This window comes from Candidatus Nanohalococcus occultus, assembly GCF_029207735.1.
GTDB classification, from domain to species: domain Archaea; phylum Nanohalarchaeota; class Nanosalinia; order Nanosalinales; family Nanosalinaceae; genus Nanohalococcus; species Nanohalococcus occultus.
The window spans coordinates 222,609-239,264 of record NZ_CP104395.1 but is presented as its reverse complement, the minus strand read 5'-3'; the positions used below and the strand labels follow the sequence as shown (position 1 = coordinate 239,264).

Annotated in this window: 15 protein-coding genes; 7 read left to right on the top strand and 8 right to left on the bottom strand. The window is 47.4% G+C overall.

What is annotated here, in order from left to right; all coding sequences use genetic code 11:
- Positions 1-28 precede the first annotated feature (28 nt).
- Positions 29-760: an ArsR family transcriptional regulator gene (locus SVXnc_RS01325; RefSeq protein WP_347722164.1), complete on the top strand. Its 732-nt coding sequence runs from the start codon at positions 29-31 to the stop codon at positions 758-760.
- A 9-nt stretch (positions 761-769) separates the two neighbouring features.
- Complete coding sequence (locus SVXnc_RS01320) at positions 770-2,278, top strand: type II/IV secretion system ATPase subunit (protein ID WP_347722163.1); 1,509 nt, start codon at positions 770-772, stop codon at positions 2,276-2,278.
- A 38-nt stretch (positions 2,279-2,316) separates the two neighbouring features.
- On the opposite strand, the gene SVXnc_RS01315 is transcribed toward SVXnc_RS01320, so the two are convergent.
- Complete coding sequence (locus SVXnc_RS01315) at positions 2,317-2,607, bottom strand: hypothetical protein (RefSeq protein WP_347722162.1); 291 nt, start codon at positions 2,605-2,607, stop codon at positions 2,317-2,319.
- An 80-nt stretch (positions 2,608-2,687) separates the two neighbouring features.
- On the opposite strand from SVXnc_RS01315, the gene SVXnc_RS01310 reads away from it, so the two are divergent.
- From SVXnc_RS01310 to SVXnc_RS01300, 3 genes are read left to right on the top strand one after another with little or no spacing between them, the layout of a single operon-like run.
- Positions 2,688-3,542: a type II secretion system F family protein gene (locus SVXnc_RS01310; RefSeq protein ID WP_347722161.1), complete on the top strand. Its 855-nt coding sequence runs from the start codon at positions 2,688-2,690 to the stop codon at positions 3,540-3,542.
- A complete protein-coding gene (locus SVXnc_RS01305) occupies positions 3,542-4,510 on the top strand; it encodes a type II secretion system F family protein (protein ID WP_347722160.1) in 969 nt (322 codons plus the stop codon). Before SVXnc_RS01310 ends, SVXnc_RS01305 begins: the two co-directional genes overlap by 1 nt.
- 50 nt (positions 4,511-4,560) lie before the next feature.
- Positions 4,561-5,016, top strand: a complete 456-nt coding sequence (locus tag SVXnc_RS01300) for a hypothetical protein (protein ID WP_347722159.1) — start codon at positions 4,561-4,563, stop codon at positions 5,014-5,016.
- Positions 5,017-5,053: 37 nt separating this feature from the next.
- On the opposite strand, the gene SVXnc_RS01295 is transcribed toward SVXnc_RS01300, so the two are convergent.
- The 5 genes from SVXnc_RS01295 to SVXnc_RS01275 are packed head-to-tail and all read right to left on the bottom strand — an operon-like array spanning position 5,054 to position 9,415.
- The gene (locus tag SVXnc_RS01295) at positions 5,054-6,244 is read right to left on the bottom strand and encodes a hypothetical protein (RefSeq protein ID WP_347722158.1); all 1,191 of its coding nucleotides are present in this window, start codon (positions 6,242-6,244) and stop codon (positions 5,054-5,056) included.
- Positions 6,237-8,132 carry a hypothetical protein gene (locus SVXnc_RS01290; protein WP_347722157.1) on the bottom strand — a complete coding sequence of 632 codons (1,896 nt, stop codon included), beginning with the start codon at positions 8,130-8,132 and terminating at the stop codon, positions 6,237-6,239. The genes SVXnc_RS01295 and SVXnc_RS01290 overlap by 8 nt, the downstream gene beginning before the upstream one ends.
- A complete protein-coding gene (locus SVXnc_RS01285) occupies positions 8,123-8,632 on the bottom strand; it encodes a hypothetical protein (protein ID WP_347722156.1) in 510 nt (169 codons plus the stop codon). The genes SVXnc_RS01290 and SVXnc_RS01285 overlap by 10 nt, the downstream gene beginning before the upstream one ends.
- Positions 8,604-8,999: a hypothetical protein gene (locus SVXnc_RS01280; protein WP_347722155.1), complete on the bottom strand. Its 396-nt coding sequence runs from the start codon at positions 8,997-8,999 to the stop codon at positions 8,604-8,606. The genes SVXnc_RS01285 and SVXnc_RS01280 overlap by 29 nt, the downstream gene beginning before the upstream one ends.
- Positions 8,996-9,415 (bottom strand): hypothetical protein, encoded by a 420-nt coding sequence (locus SVXnc_RS01275; protein WP_347722154.1) that lies wholly within the window; start codon positions 9,413-9,415, stop codon positions 8,996-8,998. Before SVXnc_RS01275 ends, SVXnc_RS01280 begins: the two co-directional genes overlap by 4 nt.
- 102 nt (positions 9,416-9,517) lie before the next feature.
- Here SVXnc_RS01275 and ppsA point away from each other — a divergent pair, with 102 nt between their 5' ends.
- On the top strand, positions 9,518-12,034 hold the full coding sequence (ppsA, locus tag SVXnc_RS01270) for a phosphoenolpyruvate synthase (protein WP_347722153.1): 2,517 nt from the start codon (positions 9,518-9,520) through the stop codon (positions 12,032-12,034).
- Here the strand turns inward: ppsA and SVXnc_RS01265 are convergent, their stop codons facing one another.
- Both SVXnc_RS01265 and SVXnc_RS01260 read right to left on the bottom strand, forming a co-directional pair.
- Positions 12,035-12,451: a hypothetical protein gene (locus SVXnc_RS01265; RefSeq protein ID WP_347722152.1), complete on the bottom strand. Its 417-nt coding sequence runs from the start codon at positions 12,449-12,451 to the stop codon at positions 12,035-12,037.
- 79 nt (positions 12,452-12,530) lie between these two features.
- Entirely contained in the window at positions 12,531-15,377 is a 2,847-nt protein-coding gene (locus tag SVXnc_RS01260) for a COG1470 family protein (RefSeq protein WP_347722151.1), read from the bottom strand.
- A gap of 147 nt (positions 15,378-15,524) precedes the next feature.
- On the opposite strand from SVXnc_RS01260, the gene SVXnc_RS01255 reads away from it, so the two are divergent.
- On the top strand, positions 15,525-16,577 hold the full coding sequence (locus SVXnc_RS01255; RefSeq protein WP_347722150.1) for a coiled-coil domain-containing protein: 1,053 nt from the start codon (positions 15,525-15,527) through the stop codon (positions 16,575-16,577).
- Positions 16,578-16,656 lie beyond the last annotated feature (79 nt).

The following is a 16,656-nucleotide window of genomic DNA, read 5'->3' as shown; positions in this document are numbered from 1 at the left end:
TCCGTCAGATTAAAAGTTCCTCTATAAGATGAGCGATGAATGGGAGGACCTTGTTATAGAGACCGGGGTCGATACACTTCTCAACTACCTGGCGGAAGAACGTAAGGCGCCTGTATCCGAGATATCCGATGAACTAGGAGTATCGAAGAGCCGGATTAAGACCTGGGCTAATGCCTTGGAGGAAGATGGATTCGTGGAGAAAAAATACTCTGCGCGCAGAGGAATGGTTCTGATCTACTCCGAGAAGTCCCATGAAAACACCAAGGAAAAGATCAGCGAGCTGGAAGAAAAGGTCAACGAGAAGGAAAAGCAGCTCGAAGAACACATGAACTCCAAGCAGGAAACAGTCTCAGATGCTAAACAGAAACTTGAAGAGCTACAGGAGAATCTGAAAAAGAACCATGAGAAAGAAACCGAGGTAAGAAACAACTTAGAGGAACTAAAGGAGCTTGAAGACGAGATAGAGCAGAGACTGGAAGAGTACAGGTCAGAAGAGGAAAAGACCCATGAGAAAACCGTGAAGCTTATCTCGAAGATTGATTCAACGATGGAAAACATTGATGAAGCCGAAAGCAAGGCCGAGGAGTTCGAAGACGAAAAAGACGCGATCGAGAAAAAGATCAAGGCGCTTGATAAGATGAAGACTCACTCCGAGAAGGCCGAACAGACAAAGGACAAGCTAAAGGAGCTAGATCAAGACTCGAAGAAACTGGAAAAGACGTTTGAAAACCTTAAATCAAAGCTCAACAACATTTTCTAGGAAATTATAATGTCTAAGGTAGATGAATACAAGGTCAATGCGGACGGAGTGCCAGCACACATCCAGCTTAAAGAGGAACCCGAGTCATTCGTTCTAAGATATGAGGTGAACCGTCCGGAAATTAAAACGGCGACAGAAGCAGTTTTGAAGGATTTGAAAGAACAAATCGTCCGTAAAGTCGATCTTTCGACCGAAGAGTTCGTAAACTCCCGTGAAATTGAGACCGTCCGGCAGAAGTTCCGCGATCAAGCTCTGGAGCTACTGGAAGATGAGCTACCGGAGACAAACGAGCAGGCCAAAAAAATACTTATTGGAAACCTGATCCACGAAATGCTTGGCCTCGGAGACATCGAAATACTGCTTAACGACGAGAATCTAGAGGAAATTGTAATTAACAGTGCTGATGAACCTGTCTGGGTCTACCACAAGGAAGAAGGCTGGCTGAAAAGCGATGTAGAGTTCAAAGACGACGATGAAATCAAAAACTACGCGAGCGATATCGGGCGCCGCGTGGGGAAAAACATTTCCTCACTTCATCCATTGCTCGACGCACATCTGCCGAGCGGAGACCGTACGAACGCAACTCTTTACCCGATTTCAACGCAAGGCAACACTATAACAATCAGAAAGTTCGCACGCGACCCATGGACAATCACTGACTTTGTGGAAAACGGAACAGTATCGAAAGAGGTCGCAGCCTTCCTTTGGTTATGTATGCAGTACGAGATGAACGTGCTGGTTTCCGGAGGTACAGGAGCAGGTAAAACATCGATGCTTAACGTTTTGATGCCTTTCATACCTCCAAGCCAGAGAATTCTATCCATTGAAGACACGAGAGAGGTTCAGCTACCGGAGTTCCTTCACTGGGTGCCTCTAACCACCAGAGAACCAAATCCTGAAGGCAAGGGAGGAGTGAGCATGCTTGACTTGCTTGTAAACGCATTGCGTATGCGCCCTGACCGTATTCTCGTAGGAGAGATCCGACGTAAACGGCAGGCAGAAGTTCTCTTCGAGGCAATGCATACAGGCCACTCCGTTTACTCAACTTTACACGCCGATACCGCCGAACAGACGGTTCGGAGACTGATCAATCCTCCAATTAACGTCCCAAAAACGATGGTTGAAGCCGTAGATGTAAACCTAGTCATGTTTAGAGATCGTCGCAGAAACTTCCGGCGAGCAATGGAGTTAGCCGAGATCTCGCTCGATGAGGAAACCGAGGAAGTTGAGGCCAACGTGCTTTACGAGTGGCAGTCACGGAACGACGAGATGGAGAAAAAACAGGAAAGTTCCTCTATATACGAGACTCTCAGGATGCATGCAGGTATGACCGACAAAGAGATCGATGAAAGCATCCAGGAGAAAAAAGAAATTCTGGACTGGATGATAGAAAACGACGTTAACGAAGTTGATACGGTTGGAACCGTTGTCGCAGAGTACTATGACAGTAAAGAGGACGTGGTGGAAGTCGTAAAAGAAAACGGCGATCTAAGCGATATCTCAAGGAAAGAAAAGTGAATAACTTCTAAGCAAAAACCTCTTGTTTAAACTATAAACTATATTGACGCCTCATAGCTTTGCCATAGCGCTCCAAACAGGAATAGAGAAGTGTAGGCCATCATAAGATCCTGTACAATCTCCGAGCCAATAATACCTCCCGTTGACAGATCACCTAGGACATGAGAAGTAGCAGTCATTCCAGCTGAAGCAACGGAAAAACCTATGAAATAATAGATCGGTACGAAAGCAGATTCCTTACAGTCTCTTATAGCTACATAGACCAGTACAAGTGAAAAAACAGATAAAAGTGCTGCGAATATCTCTAGGACAAGTCCGAAACCATTCATATAAACAAAAATACAGTCGCCGGTTTAAAAACCCCTCATCTGGACTGCTTTTTATTCGACCGAGGACTAATTGTTAACTGATGTTCATTGAGGCATCCGATAAATACACGCATTTCCTGTTGCCCGCCGCATCAAGCAGCAGGAAGATGGTGCCTAATATTAAGAGAGATCTAACCAGAGCCAGGATAGAAATAGATCCAGACAAGTTCCTGGCATCGGCAATGCTGCGGTCTTTACAGCTAACAGCTTCTATTGTCGCATCGATAGCCTTCCTAGGCTTTGCAACAGAGCAGACGACGATGATGCTTGGAGCTTTAGGAGGCTCGCCACTTCTTTTCGCTATAGGATTTTTTACATTCGCGAACTATCCAAAGGTACGGGCGAAAAAGATTTCCCGGCAACTCGAGAAAGATCTGCCTTACGCATTACGCCACATGCTTATCGAGGTTCGTTCAGGCATTTCTCTTTACGAAGCAATGGTAAGCGTCAGCGAAGACTATGGCGAAGCCAGCAATGAGTTCAACAGAATTGTAAAAGACATTAACGGAGGGAAACCCCAGGTCAAAGCACTTGAAGACTCGATCCTCAGGAATCCCTCGACACAGTACAGGAGAGCTATCTGGCAGATGATCAACGCTCTGAAAAGCGGAACTGACATGTCGAATACGCTAGACACACTGGTTGAATCAATGGTCAAACAGCAGAAGCTGGCAGTCAAAAGGTACGGCAAGGAGCTAAACCCATACGTTTTGATGTATCTTATGATAGCGGTGATCGTGCCTTCACTGGGCGTGACGTTTATGATCGTACTTTCCACATTCACAGGTATGGGTATCGGCAGATTCATGTTCTTCCAGATTATAGCAGGGCTGATCCTGTTCCAGATATTTTTCCTGAACTTCGTTAAATCGAAGAGACCGGAGGTAAAGACCTGATGAATCTGAAAGCAGTCTACGAAAAACTACCGGAGTTCTACAAAGAACGCGTGGAAAGTGAGGCCCGATACGCAGCTATAGATCAGACAGAAGAAATCGTTTTAGGCACAATGGCAGCCACATCGCTCGCCATAACAATGGCTCTGATAATAGCACAGTACCCGCTTTACATCGAGCTTCCTATCGGTATAATAAGCATAATTGTAATCCCAGCGATGATACCTTATACTATAATCTCGATCGCTGCCGAAAAACGGAAAGACGAGATGGAAGAAGTCTTACCGGACGCCTTGCTCTTGATATCAGCGAACATCAAATCCGGTTTGAACGTGGAAAAAGCGTTTTTGCTTTCGGCCAGAGACGAGTTCGGACCGTTGGCCGAAGAACTTAGACAGACCGCGATGGAGATGTTCGGCGGAAAACCAATGGATGAGGCACTGAACGATCTTGAAAACCGCGTTAAATCCGAGCTATTCTCCGAGACAGTAAAACTCCTACGGGACGGAATTGAAAGTGGAGGAAACACAGCCAAACTACTTGAATCAAGCGCTGACGACATCCGGAACTCTATGGAGCTGCGAAAAGAGATCAGCTCAAACATCCAGATGTATACGATCTTTATCATGATGGCTGCGGTTGTAGGCGCACCATTGCTTTTCTCAATCTCTGTTTACATGTCTGAGACAACGGCAAACATGTGGTCAACCACCGAGCTATCGAAGATGAAAAGCGTCGGAGAGTTAGGCTTAAGCTTCCAGCAACCACAGGTCAACACAGAGTTCTTCCAGACGTTTGCTGTAATGGCGATAGTTACAATCAACTTTTTTGCCTCTCTGATAATGTCGGAGATCAAGAATGCGAACGTGAAAGAGGGCGCAAAGTACGTGCCGATACTGGTAAGTGTATCCGTGGCGCTGTTCTATATTATAAAGGGAACTCTTTCCTCTGTAATGGGCGGATTCACCTGACTTTTTATACCAGCCGCGTTAATTAGCCTGTAGTAGGTGAAAAACCACTTATGAAATTCAACCATAACAGGAAAGGACAGTCAGCGATCGAGTACCTGATGACATACGGATGGATGCTTCTTGTAGTAGCAATCGTGGGAGGAGCCATCTTCATGACCGTCAACCAGAACACCGGCGAATGTAGCTCAGAAGTTCCAATGGATCTCCAAGTAGCAGAGGAGAACGATTTCGGAGTAGCTGAGAACGGATACGCCGTAAGCGACGGAAACGTACAGGTCAGACTAGCTAACGCTTACTCCACAGATGTAACAGTCAACAACGTTACATTCGGAGATACAGAGCTAACAGCTGGATCGAATACACTGTCCCAGAACGAAGAAGTCGTCTTCAGCTCAGGTAGCTTCACAGCATCAGACAGCTGTAATGACTTCACTCTAGAGATCGATTACACACGTAACGGTCTCAACGACACCAGATCAGGAACACTCCAAGGAGAAGTAGAGTAAAAACCCCTGGTCGATCCCTCACACTTTCTTCTTCTTTTTATTTTACAAGCGAGTTAACTCCCCATTCATCGATGTGATCCTGATCTAGGTAGAACCAGCTGTACTCATCGGAGACTCCTTTAATCTGCCGGGCGGCTCCATACTCCGAACTGTTGAAGTAAACATACGGAATAGCCGATTCCTGACGACGTAATTCACGAGGTAGCTCGGAAACATCGATCATCGTAGCTATGCCGTTCCGGCCACTATCACTGACAAGACGGTTTTCCATACGGTCCAAAACACCCGGACCATGAGAGTCCTCGATGTAACACGGCTCCCGGAACATCTCTGTGAAATCCGTACGCCAAACGGTTTCTCCATCGACAAGCAGACTCTGATTGTCCTCAATGGATACAGAACCAATATCAAATGCGTAAGCACCGGAGTAACCGGAACTAGTATTCGCAGATTCGGAGACAGCTGCGGCAAAACTATTAGCCTCCGAGACCGTATAACCATCTATATCCGAGGCGACAAGAACCTTATCAGACTTATCAGCGACTGAAGAGACATCGGAAGGATTCACAACCGCGTTCCCATAACCGTATTCCTCAGAGTAAATATCTGCGGTCTCAATACTCTCTAAAGGTCGGGAGAAACTACACTTACCGTACTTTGAGACATAACGTGCCTTCGATCGGAGTGTGATCATCGGATCTTCAAGACCGGTGAGACTCGTGGAAGTATAAGCCGTCTCCGTACGATTAAACCGTGCTAGACTTACAGGATCCTTCAGCCGGGCAAATACCTCATAGTAGGACTCGGATCGGATCCCTGAAGAGTTTATACCGTAACCCCTGATCTCTGTCTCAAGCTCGTAGCTTGAATCACTTGCTATGCTCCGCACTCTACTCTCCCAGGATTCTATGGAAACGTTTTCCATGTTTTCGAGTTCCTGTCCGGATATGGTGCCGTTTACCAGCGCCGAGCTGACATTTTTCTCCGGAGAGCTTAGAGGCTGATTGTTTACAATTACGTAGTTTATTGAAGCCGCGAATGCTCTTCTGGTTGCCATTGAAAGCGAGCGGTCCATATCCTGTAAAACGCTGTCCATGAAAAACGAGGCCTCGGATATACGTGTCGCATCCGAACTCTGGGTCTCACTGTAACCCAAGGTGAAGGCAGCCGAGATCATCAAAGCCGAGGCGATCATCGCAAACGATGTGTAAACCATTCCTTTACTCATCCCAGACCACCAGTTTCAAGCTTGCCGGCCCCCAGATGTAGGGCTGATCGCCGGTCGAGACCTGTGAGGTCGAAATCCCAGTCGCATCGACAAAAGGACCTAGCGTGTCTTCCAGCCGGTTTTGAGCGTCTTGAACGGCCGCAGACTGATTCGAGTAAAGCTCGCCGTAACCTACCTGTGAAGGAACCCAGACAGTCCATTTGAAAGTTGACTCCGGGTAGAACTTGACGATGTCCGGACCGGAATCGTACATTCTGATCCTGTTTTCTCCTTCGAGGTTGAAGTAGCTGGGATCGACCGTGAGTCTTGTCGGAGAAGCCCGGACCTCAGGCGAAGTAAAAATGTTTGTATAACCTGAGCCGTTATCGACCTCGAGATGAACCGTGTTGCTGTATCTCTGAGCGATGTAAACTTCTGTTGAGGCCAGATCAGTATACTCGAACTCTTTACTGTAGACTTTCGGCTCCTCTATACCTCCTCCCATCTCTTCGGCTGCTGTGACCTGTATCTGGCCGAAACGCAGCTGCTCGTCGGATACGTTATAGTAAACATCGATATACGAGGAATCATCGGATTCGTAATCCGAGTACAGGCTGACGGTTTCCCCTCCCCAGAAGGTATCGCCGAGGCTCTCAAGGTAGACGGTGAAAACGTTAGTTCCTTTTCTGACATCTGAGCTATCGAGCTGGTAGGTCCGGGAAAGGCTGCCGGAAGCACATGATTGTTCCAGCGTCTGTCCGTTGAATATCGTTTTGAAATCCCAATCATAGTAAGGTCCGAACCATCCTCCATCGTAACCACAGTTACCGGAATCAAGCCCTCTGGCCTCTAAGTTGATAGTTGCGTTGATGAACTCAGCGTTCTCCGGTATCTCGAAACTTTCAACCTTGAAAATCCCTGACTGGCCGTTACCCGGTGTTTCAGCCGTCAAGTTCTCCATGTAAATCCGTTCATGGCGCAGACGAGAATCCGGTATACGCACCTTATCCTTCCGGTATTTGACCCTCAGCATACCTCCCGGCTGTAGATCGGTGGGCTGGCTCTGGCTGGCATCTCCCTTGAAACGTATGTATACGCTGTTTTCACCTGGCTGAACGGCATCCGTCAGATTGAACTTGATCAACGCAGTATCGTCCTGATAATCATGTATAATACTGTAGTCGTTCTTTTTCTGAACGCCATTCAGCTTGAACTGTTCAACGATTGTATCTCCGTTGTACTCTATGTTCAGATACATTACCGCGTTGTAGATCTCATCCGGGTTGGTGATATTGAACTTCTTGTCTATCTCAAGTTTCCCGTTCTCATTCGCATAACCCATCGCCGGCAGAGACACAATCTGAGTTGTGTTTTTCCTGACCTCCGTAGCTCTGGCACGGGCCTGGAAGCCCTCACTCGGCCGATCAATCCTGTGACCGGAGACCAGTCTGGAAATCGAGGCCACAGCCGCCGCATCGTCCGGCATCTCAGAGGTCCTGTAAAGTATATCTCCCCGCCCAGACTCATTTACCTGTATCCTGTACTCGTATTTCTCGGGAATCTTCCGATCAAAGTATTTTTCAGCAACCTCACGCGTATAGGAAGTGTTCCTAGCCGCCCAGAGAAGCGTCATACCATCCAGTATCGTCCGATCAAGATCAGATTCCTCCATAACTGTTTGATCGACAAGCTCCTGGCGGTAGCTTTCATTGAAAGCGCTGAAACTCTGCTGAGAACCCAGTTTCATCGCATCCTTTCCTGCGGTTCCCGCACCTCTGTAATCAACAGTGTTTGCCTCAAAACCAGTGTTTTGAACGTTCGAATACTGTGCTACCAGCAACAATGACGCAGTAAGTATACCTAAAGCCAGTAAACTGTCAAAGGAAAAATAAAAACCCTTCATTCCCATGAGATATACACCAGTTCGGCATCAACTAGATCACCTGATTTGTTCAAAAGCGCGTTACGTCGGACCGGATAGATCTGTGAAGCATTCTCATAGCTTCTTCCGTACTCAAGTCTCTGTCCATCCAGTTCAAGCACCTGAGAGCTGTTTTTTATCTCCAGCCAAAAATCTTGGGCCTGTAAGAGCGTTTTTTGCTCGTCATAACTGTGTTCTCTGAACTCCCTGAGTTTTTCAGCGGAAAGCACGTGATCCTCTTCGGCAAAACCTGGTATTGTGACGTTGGCGCCGTCTTGCTCCCAGTTAGACGGATATCCCTGTGTTGAGACCAGGAAAGTTGAAGTATGTCTTGTCTGTAGCATCTCCGAGCCGGATGTATCGACTGAGACAAGTGCGTTCCAGGATGTTAGGAATATAGCAATTAAAACCCCGAATATCAGAAGGCTGGCCGTATAATCCGGCATGAAGGTCTGTCCTTTACTGTGGGATGATATGTACCGATCCATTGTTCACCACCTTGAAAACCGTAGAATCACTTGTGGAGATATTTATCCACTCTCCCTGGTATCTAGATGCTGTAAACACGTTCTCGTCCTCATAGCTGACAAATGACTCTCCTTCACCTGTTTTAACCTTGTATTCTGAGCCTGAAATCTCCTTAGGTACGTTGAAAACTCTTGAATAACCCTTTCCCTGGATAAGCGCCATCTCGACTTGGAAGCTTGTTTTCTCTGCTACCTGTTCGGCTGTACGAGTCTCTTCTGTCTGTACTAACTGGGCTTGTTTAGCGGATACGAAGCCGTGCAGTGCGGCAAGTAAAAGCGCCGACATTGAGACAAGTGAAAGAAACTCTATCGAACTCTGTGCCTTCATCCAACCACCTCGAAATCAACCGCACCATCAACCGCTGAAGCCGAGACAAGATAGTTTCCGCCGCGCTGCGGTATATTTCCGGTGACGTTGAACTCGAAGGTTCTGGACAGCCCGACGTAAGACTGTGAGGTGTTTACTCCCATCTGTATGTAATTATTATCTATTTCCGTTCTCTCAACCGAGTCAGGGATTCTAACCGTAAACGTTCTTCTTGCCGGCTCTCCTGCCGCGTTGACTGTCTGTGCGGCTGATTCCATCTGGTTGAGCGTGTTCCGGGCCTCGAGAAGCTCAGATCCTGTCTGTATATCTACGACCGATTGCTGAGCCTTGATCACGAACGGAGTGGACAGTAAAAGCGCTGTTCCGAAGACCATTAAGTACTCGATGGCTGCCTGAGCTTTTCGTTTGTTGGCCACGTCTAGATTTACTTTTGATGGATTAAAACAGCTTCCAGAGCCAGGGTTTAACGAGTCCGTGGCAACATCCTCTTTATATGGCGGCAATCCCGATTTTTTTACATGAAAAACGTGCTGTGGTTTGACGAAATTAACGCCAAAGACACCGAAAAAGTCGGAGGGAAAAGCGCAAATCTAGGAGAGCTATCGAACGAGGTGGACGTACCTGTACTACCGGGCTTTGCGACCACCGCGGACGCATACGATACCTTCATCCATGAAACCGATCTAAGAGAGAAAATTGAACGGCTACTTGACGGTCTAGATACTGACGACGTCAACGACCTTCAGAGACGAGGAGAGCAGATCAGATCCTTGATCAAGGAAGCCGATATGCCACAGGAGCTACGTGAAAGCTTCACAAAATCATACGAAGACCTGGAGAAAAAGCTGGGCGTCGAGGATCCGGCGGTTGCTGTTCGTTCAAGCGCTACAGCCGAGGATTTACCTGGCGCGTCTTTCGCAGGTCAGCAGGAAACCTATCTGAACGTTGAAGGAAAACAGGATTTAATTAAACGCGTAAAAGACTGTTTTGCCTCTCTTTTCACCAACCGTGCGATTTCCTACAGAGAGGACAAAGGATTCAGCCACTTCGATGTTAAACTGAGTGCCGTAGTCCAAAAGATGGGACGTTCCGACATCGGTGCGGCCGGAGTAATGTTTACAATGGATCCGGACAGCGGATTCGAAAACGTTGTGACAATCAACGGATCCTATGGACTAGGAGAGTACGTTGTACTGGGAGAGGTCAACCCTGATGAGTTTACGGTTTTCAAAGAAAACCTCGGGATAATTGAAAAGTCAGTTGGCGACAAATCCGTCAAGCTCGTGAGAGATGAATCGGAGGAAAACGACAACAAGGAAGTCGATGTTCCGAAAAGCGAGCAAGAACAGTTCTGCGTGACCGACAACCAGGTCAAGGAGCTGGCAAAGTACGCTTTACGTATCGAGGATCACTACGGTAAGCCGATGGATATTGAATGGGTTTACGACGGTCAGACCAAAGAAATGTATATCGTACAGGCCCGACCGGAAACCGTTCAGGCGGAAAAGGATGAAAACGTAATCGAAGAATACTCTTTGAACGAGGAATCAGATGTCGTGCTTGAAGGATCTGCGATCGGATCGAAGATCGGACAGGGCAAGGCACACGTACTTGATTCCCCTAAACAGATCGATCAGTTCGAGGAAGATCAGGTCTTAGTGACCGATATGACCGATCCGGACTGGGAGCCGATCATGAAAAAGGCAGGAGCAATCATCACAAACAAGGGAGGACGCACATCTCACGCAGCGATTGTCTCCAGAGAGCTGGGAGTTCCAGCAGTTATCGGAACAGAAAACGCAACCTCGAAGCTGAAAGACGGACAGGAAGTCACAGTTGACTGTTCGAGTTCGACCGGTAAGATCTGGGAAGGACAGCTTGATTTCAACGTAGATGAACATCATCTCGATGAGATCCCGGAGACGGAAACAGACGTTCAGGTAAACATCGGAGAGCCAAGCGAGGCATTCCATATCGCACAGCTACCTGTAAACGGAGTTGGTTTGGCACGCGAGGAGTTCATCATCTCCAGCCACGTCGGAGAGCATCCACTGTCCCTGATCGAAGATGGACGTGAAGACGAGTACGTGGAAGCTCTTAGAAGCGGACTCGGAAAGATCGGAGCCGCATTCTACCCCGACCAGGTTGTCATCAGACTATCTGATTTCAAGTCCGATGAGTACGCAGACCTAGAAGGCGGAGCAGATTTCGAGCCGGATGAAGCCAATCCAATGCTTGGATTCCGTGGTGCCTCCCGGTACTACGATGAAGTATTCCAGAAAGCCTTCGAGCTAGAATGTGAGGCTTTACGCAGAGTGATCGATGAACTAGAGTTAGATAACATCACAGTCATGGTTCCTTTCTGCCGAACAGTTGACGAAGGCAAAAACGTCCGGGCGAAGATGAAAGAGTACGGACTGGACCAGGGAGACATAGATGTCTATGCGATGGCGGAAATCCCATCCAACATTATCCGTGCCGATGAGTTCGCGGAAGTCTTCGATGGTTTCAGCGTTGGAACCAACGACCTGACACAGCTAACTCTCGGAGTGGACCGGAACAGCGATAAGCTAAAGGATCTGTTCGATGAGCGAGATCCAGCGGTCAAAAAATCGATAAAGACCTTGATCAACAAGGCTCACCGGAACAACGCTCACGTCGGTATCTGTGGAGACGCACCTTCAACCCACGACGGTTATGCGGACTTCCTGGTACATCAGAACATCGATGCGATCTCGGTCTCACCGGATGTAGCACTTGAGACAATTCTGAAGGTAGCTGACGCAGAAGAGAAGGTCTCGAACGAAAACATCGAGTTCTCTGTAAGTAACACCGTCGGGCAGCCAGCAGGAGACGTTTACGAGGCCTTGAAAGATCAGGGCAAGATGACTGCCAGAAAGATGCTTGATTATACCGACAAAGCTGTCGATAAGGACTCGATAAACCAAGCGATCGGCTGGTTGGCCAAGGAAGGCAAGTTGACTGTCGAACACAGGGACGGCGAGATCCGTTACGACCTCGAGACAGAAAAATAGCTAGTTAACCCGGAGAGTTGTCTCTCCGGCATCTTCTCCATTATGTTTTACTATTACGTTGTATGGTCCTTGTTCAAGCTCCGGTGTCTGCGCCCTGTAGACAACCGAGGCATAACAGTCGTTGAAGAAATCGATTCTTTCCCCTGTAGGCTTTGATTTAATATTCAGGACAATTTCATCAGCTGTCTGACGGTAATTATAGCTTAGCTCAGCATCAGAGTCGTTCTCCGGGAAATGCCCGTCGAAAACCACTTTATTATCAGCGAGACGTAGGTTGACTTCCTGCTGTTCGCTTACTTGACACTCAGTTTCGAGATCCGTAAACTCTACCGTCTCCGCTGTTTCCATGTTTGCGATCGTTATAGCTCCGATTCCTACCGCGAGCAGTGTAAAACAGAACAACCAGAATTTATCCATAACTACTCGGTGTCAACAAAACGTTTTAAACTCTGGGTGGTAACAAAAAAGAAGGAAGTTTTTGAGAGATCTCCTTTTCCTAGTGGAAGGCCTGCTTGTGAAGTTTCATCCCTGATTCTGTATCGAAGCTTTCCCCACAGACATCACAGGTTACCTCCTGGTCTGCTTCCTGACCAGTACTTTCCTCATCGGTCTGTTCATCAGATTCTTCGGATGCTCCGGATTCGATGTTTTCCTCCTCTTCTTTCATCGCCTCGGCCAGTGCTTCGATCTCCTCGTCTTCATCGTCTTGAGGTTCTGAATCTTGGCTTTCTTGTTCGCCGTCTTCCTGGCTCTCATCTTGTTCAGTCATGGCCTCAGCTACAGCATCGACACCATCCGCATCCAAGTTCTCGGCTACAGCATCGATCTCATCATCGGAGCTGTTTGCCGGCTCGACTTTCGGCCTCTGAAGGTTTATGGTCCGGGAGCCACGGTCGTTTTCCTCCGAGCCTTTCTTCTTTTTGACTGCGCTGGCAAGTGCCAAGGAGAAAACCGTGATCAGCCCCAGTGCGATGTTAAGACTGCTCTGGGATGCGAGGAACTGCCCTGCCGGCGTTACCGGAATCGGACTGTTCTGAGTTCCCTGATCGGAATCATCTGACTGTTGGTTTTCCGTCGAGCCAGATACAGCTCCAGAATCTTCTACAATCTCAACTCCGAGATCGAACTCCTCACTGAAACCATCTGACTCCAGCAGTATATCCGAAGTAGGATATTTGACACATGAAGGATCACAGAAACCCTCCGGTACTGTAATGGAGACTGTGATATCTTTTTCCTCGCCCGGTTCAACCGAGAAACCGCTATCTGAGAAAGATATATCGAGATCGGATTCTGAGACTGTCAGTGCGGCGTCCTCGAACGCGGTCTGTCCGTCGTTTTCCACCGTTACTATCTTCTCAACAGTGTTGCCTGGACCTACTTCAATCGAATCCGGCATATCCAGACTCATGCTTTTCTGTCTGTATACTTCGAGTTCGCTGTCAAGAGTCTCCGAGTAAGGCCGGTAAGATCCTTTCGAAATCTCGGCTTTCAGACTGTAGTTGCCGGCTTCCGGAGTCTCGACGTCCATTGAGAAAACCCCTTCTTCATCAGTGGTGGTTGAAGAAGACTTTACGACCTGTGAGCCATCAAGCAGTTCAATACGGACATCCGCGTTCTCGATCGGCCGTCCCTTCGTGACCGCTCGGCCTTCAACCCGGAACTGTTCATTGGAAGGTACTCTGTAGCTTTCCAGTCCTAACCGGTCAAGTGCGAGACCGGAGTTAGTTCCGATGACATAAGCACTGTAGAGAACCTGTTTTTCATCACCGTACTCCGATGTCTCTACAGGCGTAACAGGGAACTCCGCTTTCCATTTAGTAGGAGGTAAGGTCACATCCTCCTCATCAACTTTGTCCCATCCCGAGATACAATCTTCGCCCCAGAAATTCCATCTCTGACACTCATACAAGTCTACGTTCATAGGATCCTCAGTCTTCGCCGGGTTGTACTGTATCGACCCGGAACCGGAATCGAAAGGATAACCGAATGAAACCGCCATCATGTTGATCGGATCAATCCCTTGAAGATCAACTCCCTCAACCTCCCCCGGATTCTCATAGTACTGGTAGTTTATGTTACCCGAGTAATCCCCGCTTAGTTCAACATCATTCAATACAAGACCGCCTCTCGGAAAAGTGACATCCATACCGAAACCACCCGGCATCACCCGACGGCTGAAAAACCCTCTTGAATTCGTCTCGAACTGTTCAATGTACTCATCATCTTGAAGCCGGAAAGCCGTCTCAATCGCCCTCGAATCCGAATCACTCACCCTGCCTTCGAAGGTAAACTTCTTTTCTACGTACACAGTACCGACTTTCTGATCATAATCTGTATCGCCTCCAGTCTTGAAACGTATATCGAGTTCATAATCTTTAGTTTCCTGAAGCTTAGGCATCTTCTGTAGCTCAAGATTGTACACTGCGAAGCGCTCATCAGAAGTAACACCTTCAAATTCTCCGGAGAACCATTCATAATCCCCTGTGTTCGCACTCTCCTCTCCTTGCTCGATGAAAAAATGTCGAGGCCCTAAATCCTTGACAGGCTCTCCCTCTCTCATTATCTTTACAGTCATATTCAGTTCCGAAAGCCTATTACTAGGCAATCTTTGAGAAGGATTATACGTCGTTTCGATCTTCCAATCTTTAACATCAACCTCATTCGAAGTTGTCTCCGTCCAAGTTGTTGGAGACTGAGAAGATTCTTCATAGGCCACTTCTGCCTCCAGAGACGCAGTGCCTTGAATCGCATCCTTAGGTATATCGACGTTCACTTTAGTGGATGACGCGAACTGTATCTCCTCTTGACCTATCTGCTCACCGTTTAACCTGAGTTTAACATTGTCGAAGTTCTGACCATAGTTTAGCTGATCTGCTGGAGATGTCAGACTCACCTCTACCTCTCTCTCAGTACCCGTGTAAACCGAAGAATCCTCCTCAGGGGAAGAAATTTCGACACTTAGACGGTCGTAGTAGAACGATTCAAATGTATCCGACCCAGAGCTACATTCTAATTTTACGAAATACTTGCCAGGTTCAGGCGCGACCCAACTTTCAGTTTCATCCGGCCCGTAGACAAGATCTGTAGTATTAGTACTCAAATCTGGCTCATCCGTAGGATAAATCCTATTGCTTGAGGAGTCGAGGATTGCGTAATCCTCTATATCCACGTCTTCGCCAGTACATCGGAGCTCAGCGTTTAACTTCTTATCAACAACGTTATCATTCAACCAGACCACTTGATCTTCAGGACTTATATCTACTTCAGCTGCCGCAGAACCGTAGCCAATCAATACCAAAACAGAAATCAGAACCAGGCTGAGTTTTCTTCCTTTCTTCATACTATTATCAGTAAAGGATTGCGGTCCTGTTCAATTTAAAGTCTTTTACCAGTATTTTTCGGGCATCCGGCCGTATGAAACTCAAAAACTCTGTCCGGAGGGTTCGAGATATATTTTATTAACAAGCCGGAGAAGTGTTTACAGTGTATGAGAGGTCAGGAGTTCCGGAAGGAAGAGAAGCTCAGGGATTTGATCGATGTCGATGATGCGTTTGAAAGCTCGAGATCGGATAGGAAAGATACTTTGAAGACACTTGAGGATCGGAGAAGAGGTTTTGAACAGGAAGCGATGGAGAAAACGCAGAGAGCTGTCCTAAAGGAGCTTGTACCTCAGATAATTGAAGCCGTAGAGGCGAGGAACAGAGAGCTTGTCGAAAACCTGCAGGCCTCGATTGAAGATGCGAAATCGGAGATTGAAACCGAGATCAGACATCGTGATGAGCGTATCGATGGAATAGAAAGCGAGGTAGATTCAATGAAAGACGAGCGCAAACGAGAGTTAGAAGACATACACGACCGTATTTCTTCGGTACAGAAGAGAATTGAACGTGATACAGACAAGATAGATGATAAGGTTGAAAGCGAAGTCCAGGAACGTATGGAGAGCTTACACAGCAAGATGGAGAAAAATGCTAACCGTATTGAAGAAGTCTCGAGGAAGTCGGATGTTGAAAGCCTTGAGGAGCTTGAAGAGCAGCTTGATGAGTTTGAAAAACGGTTTGAGGATAAGACAGGAGAGATTGAGCAGGTCAAAGAGCGGCTTGAAAACGATGAACTTGTGGCTTCGGATGCCGACATAATGGATCTTGAGGAGAAGGTTAAGGAACATCAGCGGCAGGTACAGAAGCTTGAAGACCGTATAGATGAGCTTTCGGAAATTGAAGTCGATCAGAAGCTTAAAGAAGAGATTGTAAACGAGATTAAAGACGAATCATCCGTTAAAACTTCGAGAAAACCTTCGAAAGACAGTGGAGATGTACGTAAACCAGGCGATATAACGGAAGAGACTGTCGGAGACGAGGTCAAGGTTAAAGGACGTCTACAGTTCAAGAAGGAAGCGGGCGGAAGGCGTTTCTACAAGATTTCCGGGAAGAAAGGGAGTGTTGTGGTCGCAGCTGAGAGAAAGATACCGGAAGGTCCGAGGACCTTGGAAGGAAAGGTCAAGAACGTGAAAGGAAATGTCTGCCTGGTAGTCGATTGATCTAGTTTTATTAAGAACTGGCTGGAAGTATTCATTGGAAGATGTATCAAAACCAGAGAGTTTTCTCGAGAGCCATTGA

Excerpts from the sequence above, each read along its gene's own strand:
- SVXnc_RS01325 (WP_347722164.1), top strand. The coding sequence starts at position 29 with ATGAGCGATGAATGGGAGGACCTTGTTATAGAGACCGGGGTCGATACA.
- SVXnc_RS01320 (WP_347722163.1), top strand. The coding sequence starts at position 770 with ATGTCTAAGGTAGATGAATACAAGGTCAATGCGGACGGAGTGCCAGCA.
- SVXnc_RS01315 (WP_347722162.1), bottom strand. The coding sequence starts at position 2,607 with ATGAATGGTTTCGGACTTGTCCTAGAGATATTCGCAGCACTTTTATCT.
- SVXnc_RS01310 (WP_347722161.1), top strand. The coding sequence starts at position 2,688 with ATGTTCATTGAGGCATCCGATAAATACACGCATTTCCTGTTGCCCGCC.
- SVXnc_RS01305 (WP_347722160.1), top strand. The coding sequence starts at position 3,542 with ATGAATCTGAAAGCAGTCTACGAAAAACTACCGGAGTTCTACAAAGAA.
- SVXnc_RS01300 (WP_347722159.1), top strand. The coding sequence starts at position 4,561 with ATGAAATTCAACCATAACAGGAAAGGACAGTCAGCGATCGAGTACCTG.
- SVXnc_RS01295 (WP_347722158.1), bottom strand. The coding sequence starts at position 6,244 with ATGAGTAAAGGAATGGTTTACACATCGTTTGCGATGATCGCCTCGGCT.
- SVXnc_RS01290 (WP_347722157.1), bottom strand. The coding sequence starts at position 8,132 with ATGGGAATGAAGGGTTTTTATTTTTCCTTTGACAGTTTACTGGCTTTA.
- SVXnc_RS01285 (WP_347722156.1), bottom strand. The coding sequence starts at position 8,632 with ATGGATCGGTACATATCATCCCACAGTAAAGGACAGACCTTCATGCCG.
- SVXnc_RS01280 (WP_347722155.1), bottom strand. The coding sequence starts at position 8,999 with ATGAAGGCACAGAGTTCGATAGAGTTTCTTTCACTTGTCTCAATGTCG.
- ppsA (WP_347722153.1), top strand. The coding sequence starts at position 9,518 with ATGAAAAACGTGCTGTGGTTTGACGAAATTAACGCCAAAGACACCGAA.
- SVXnc_RS01265 (WP_347722152.1), bottom strand. The coding sequence starts at position 12,451 with ATGGATAAATTCTGGTTGTTCTGTTTTACACTGCTCGCGGTAGGAATC.
- SVXnc_RS01260 (WP_347722151.1), bottom strand. The coding sequence starts at position 15,377 with ATGAAGAAAGGAAGAAAACTCAGCCTGGTTCTGATTTCTGTTTTGGTA.
- SVXnc_RS01255 (WP_347722150.1), top strand. The coding sequence starts at position 15,525 with ATGAGAGGTCAGGAGTTCCGGAAGGAAGAGAAGCTCAGGGATTTGATC.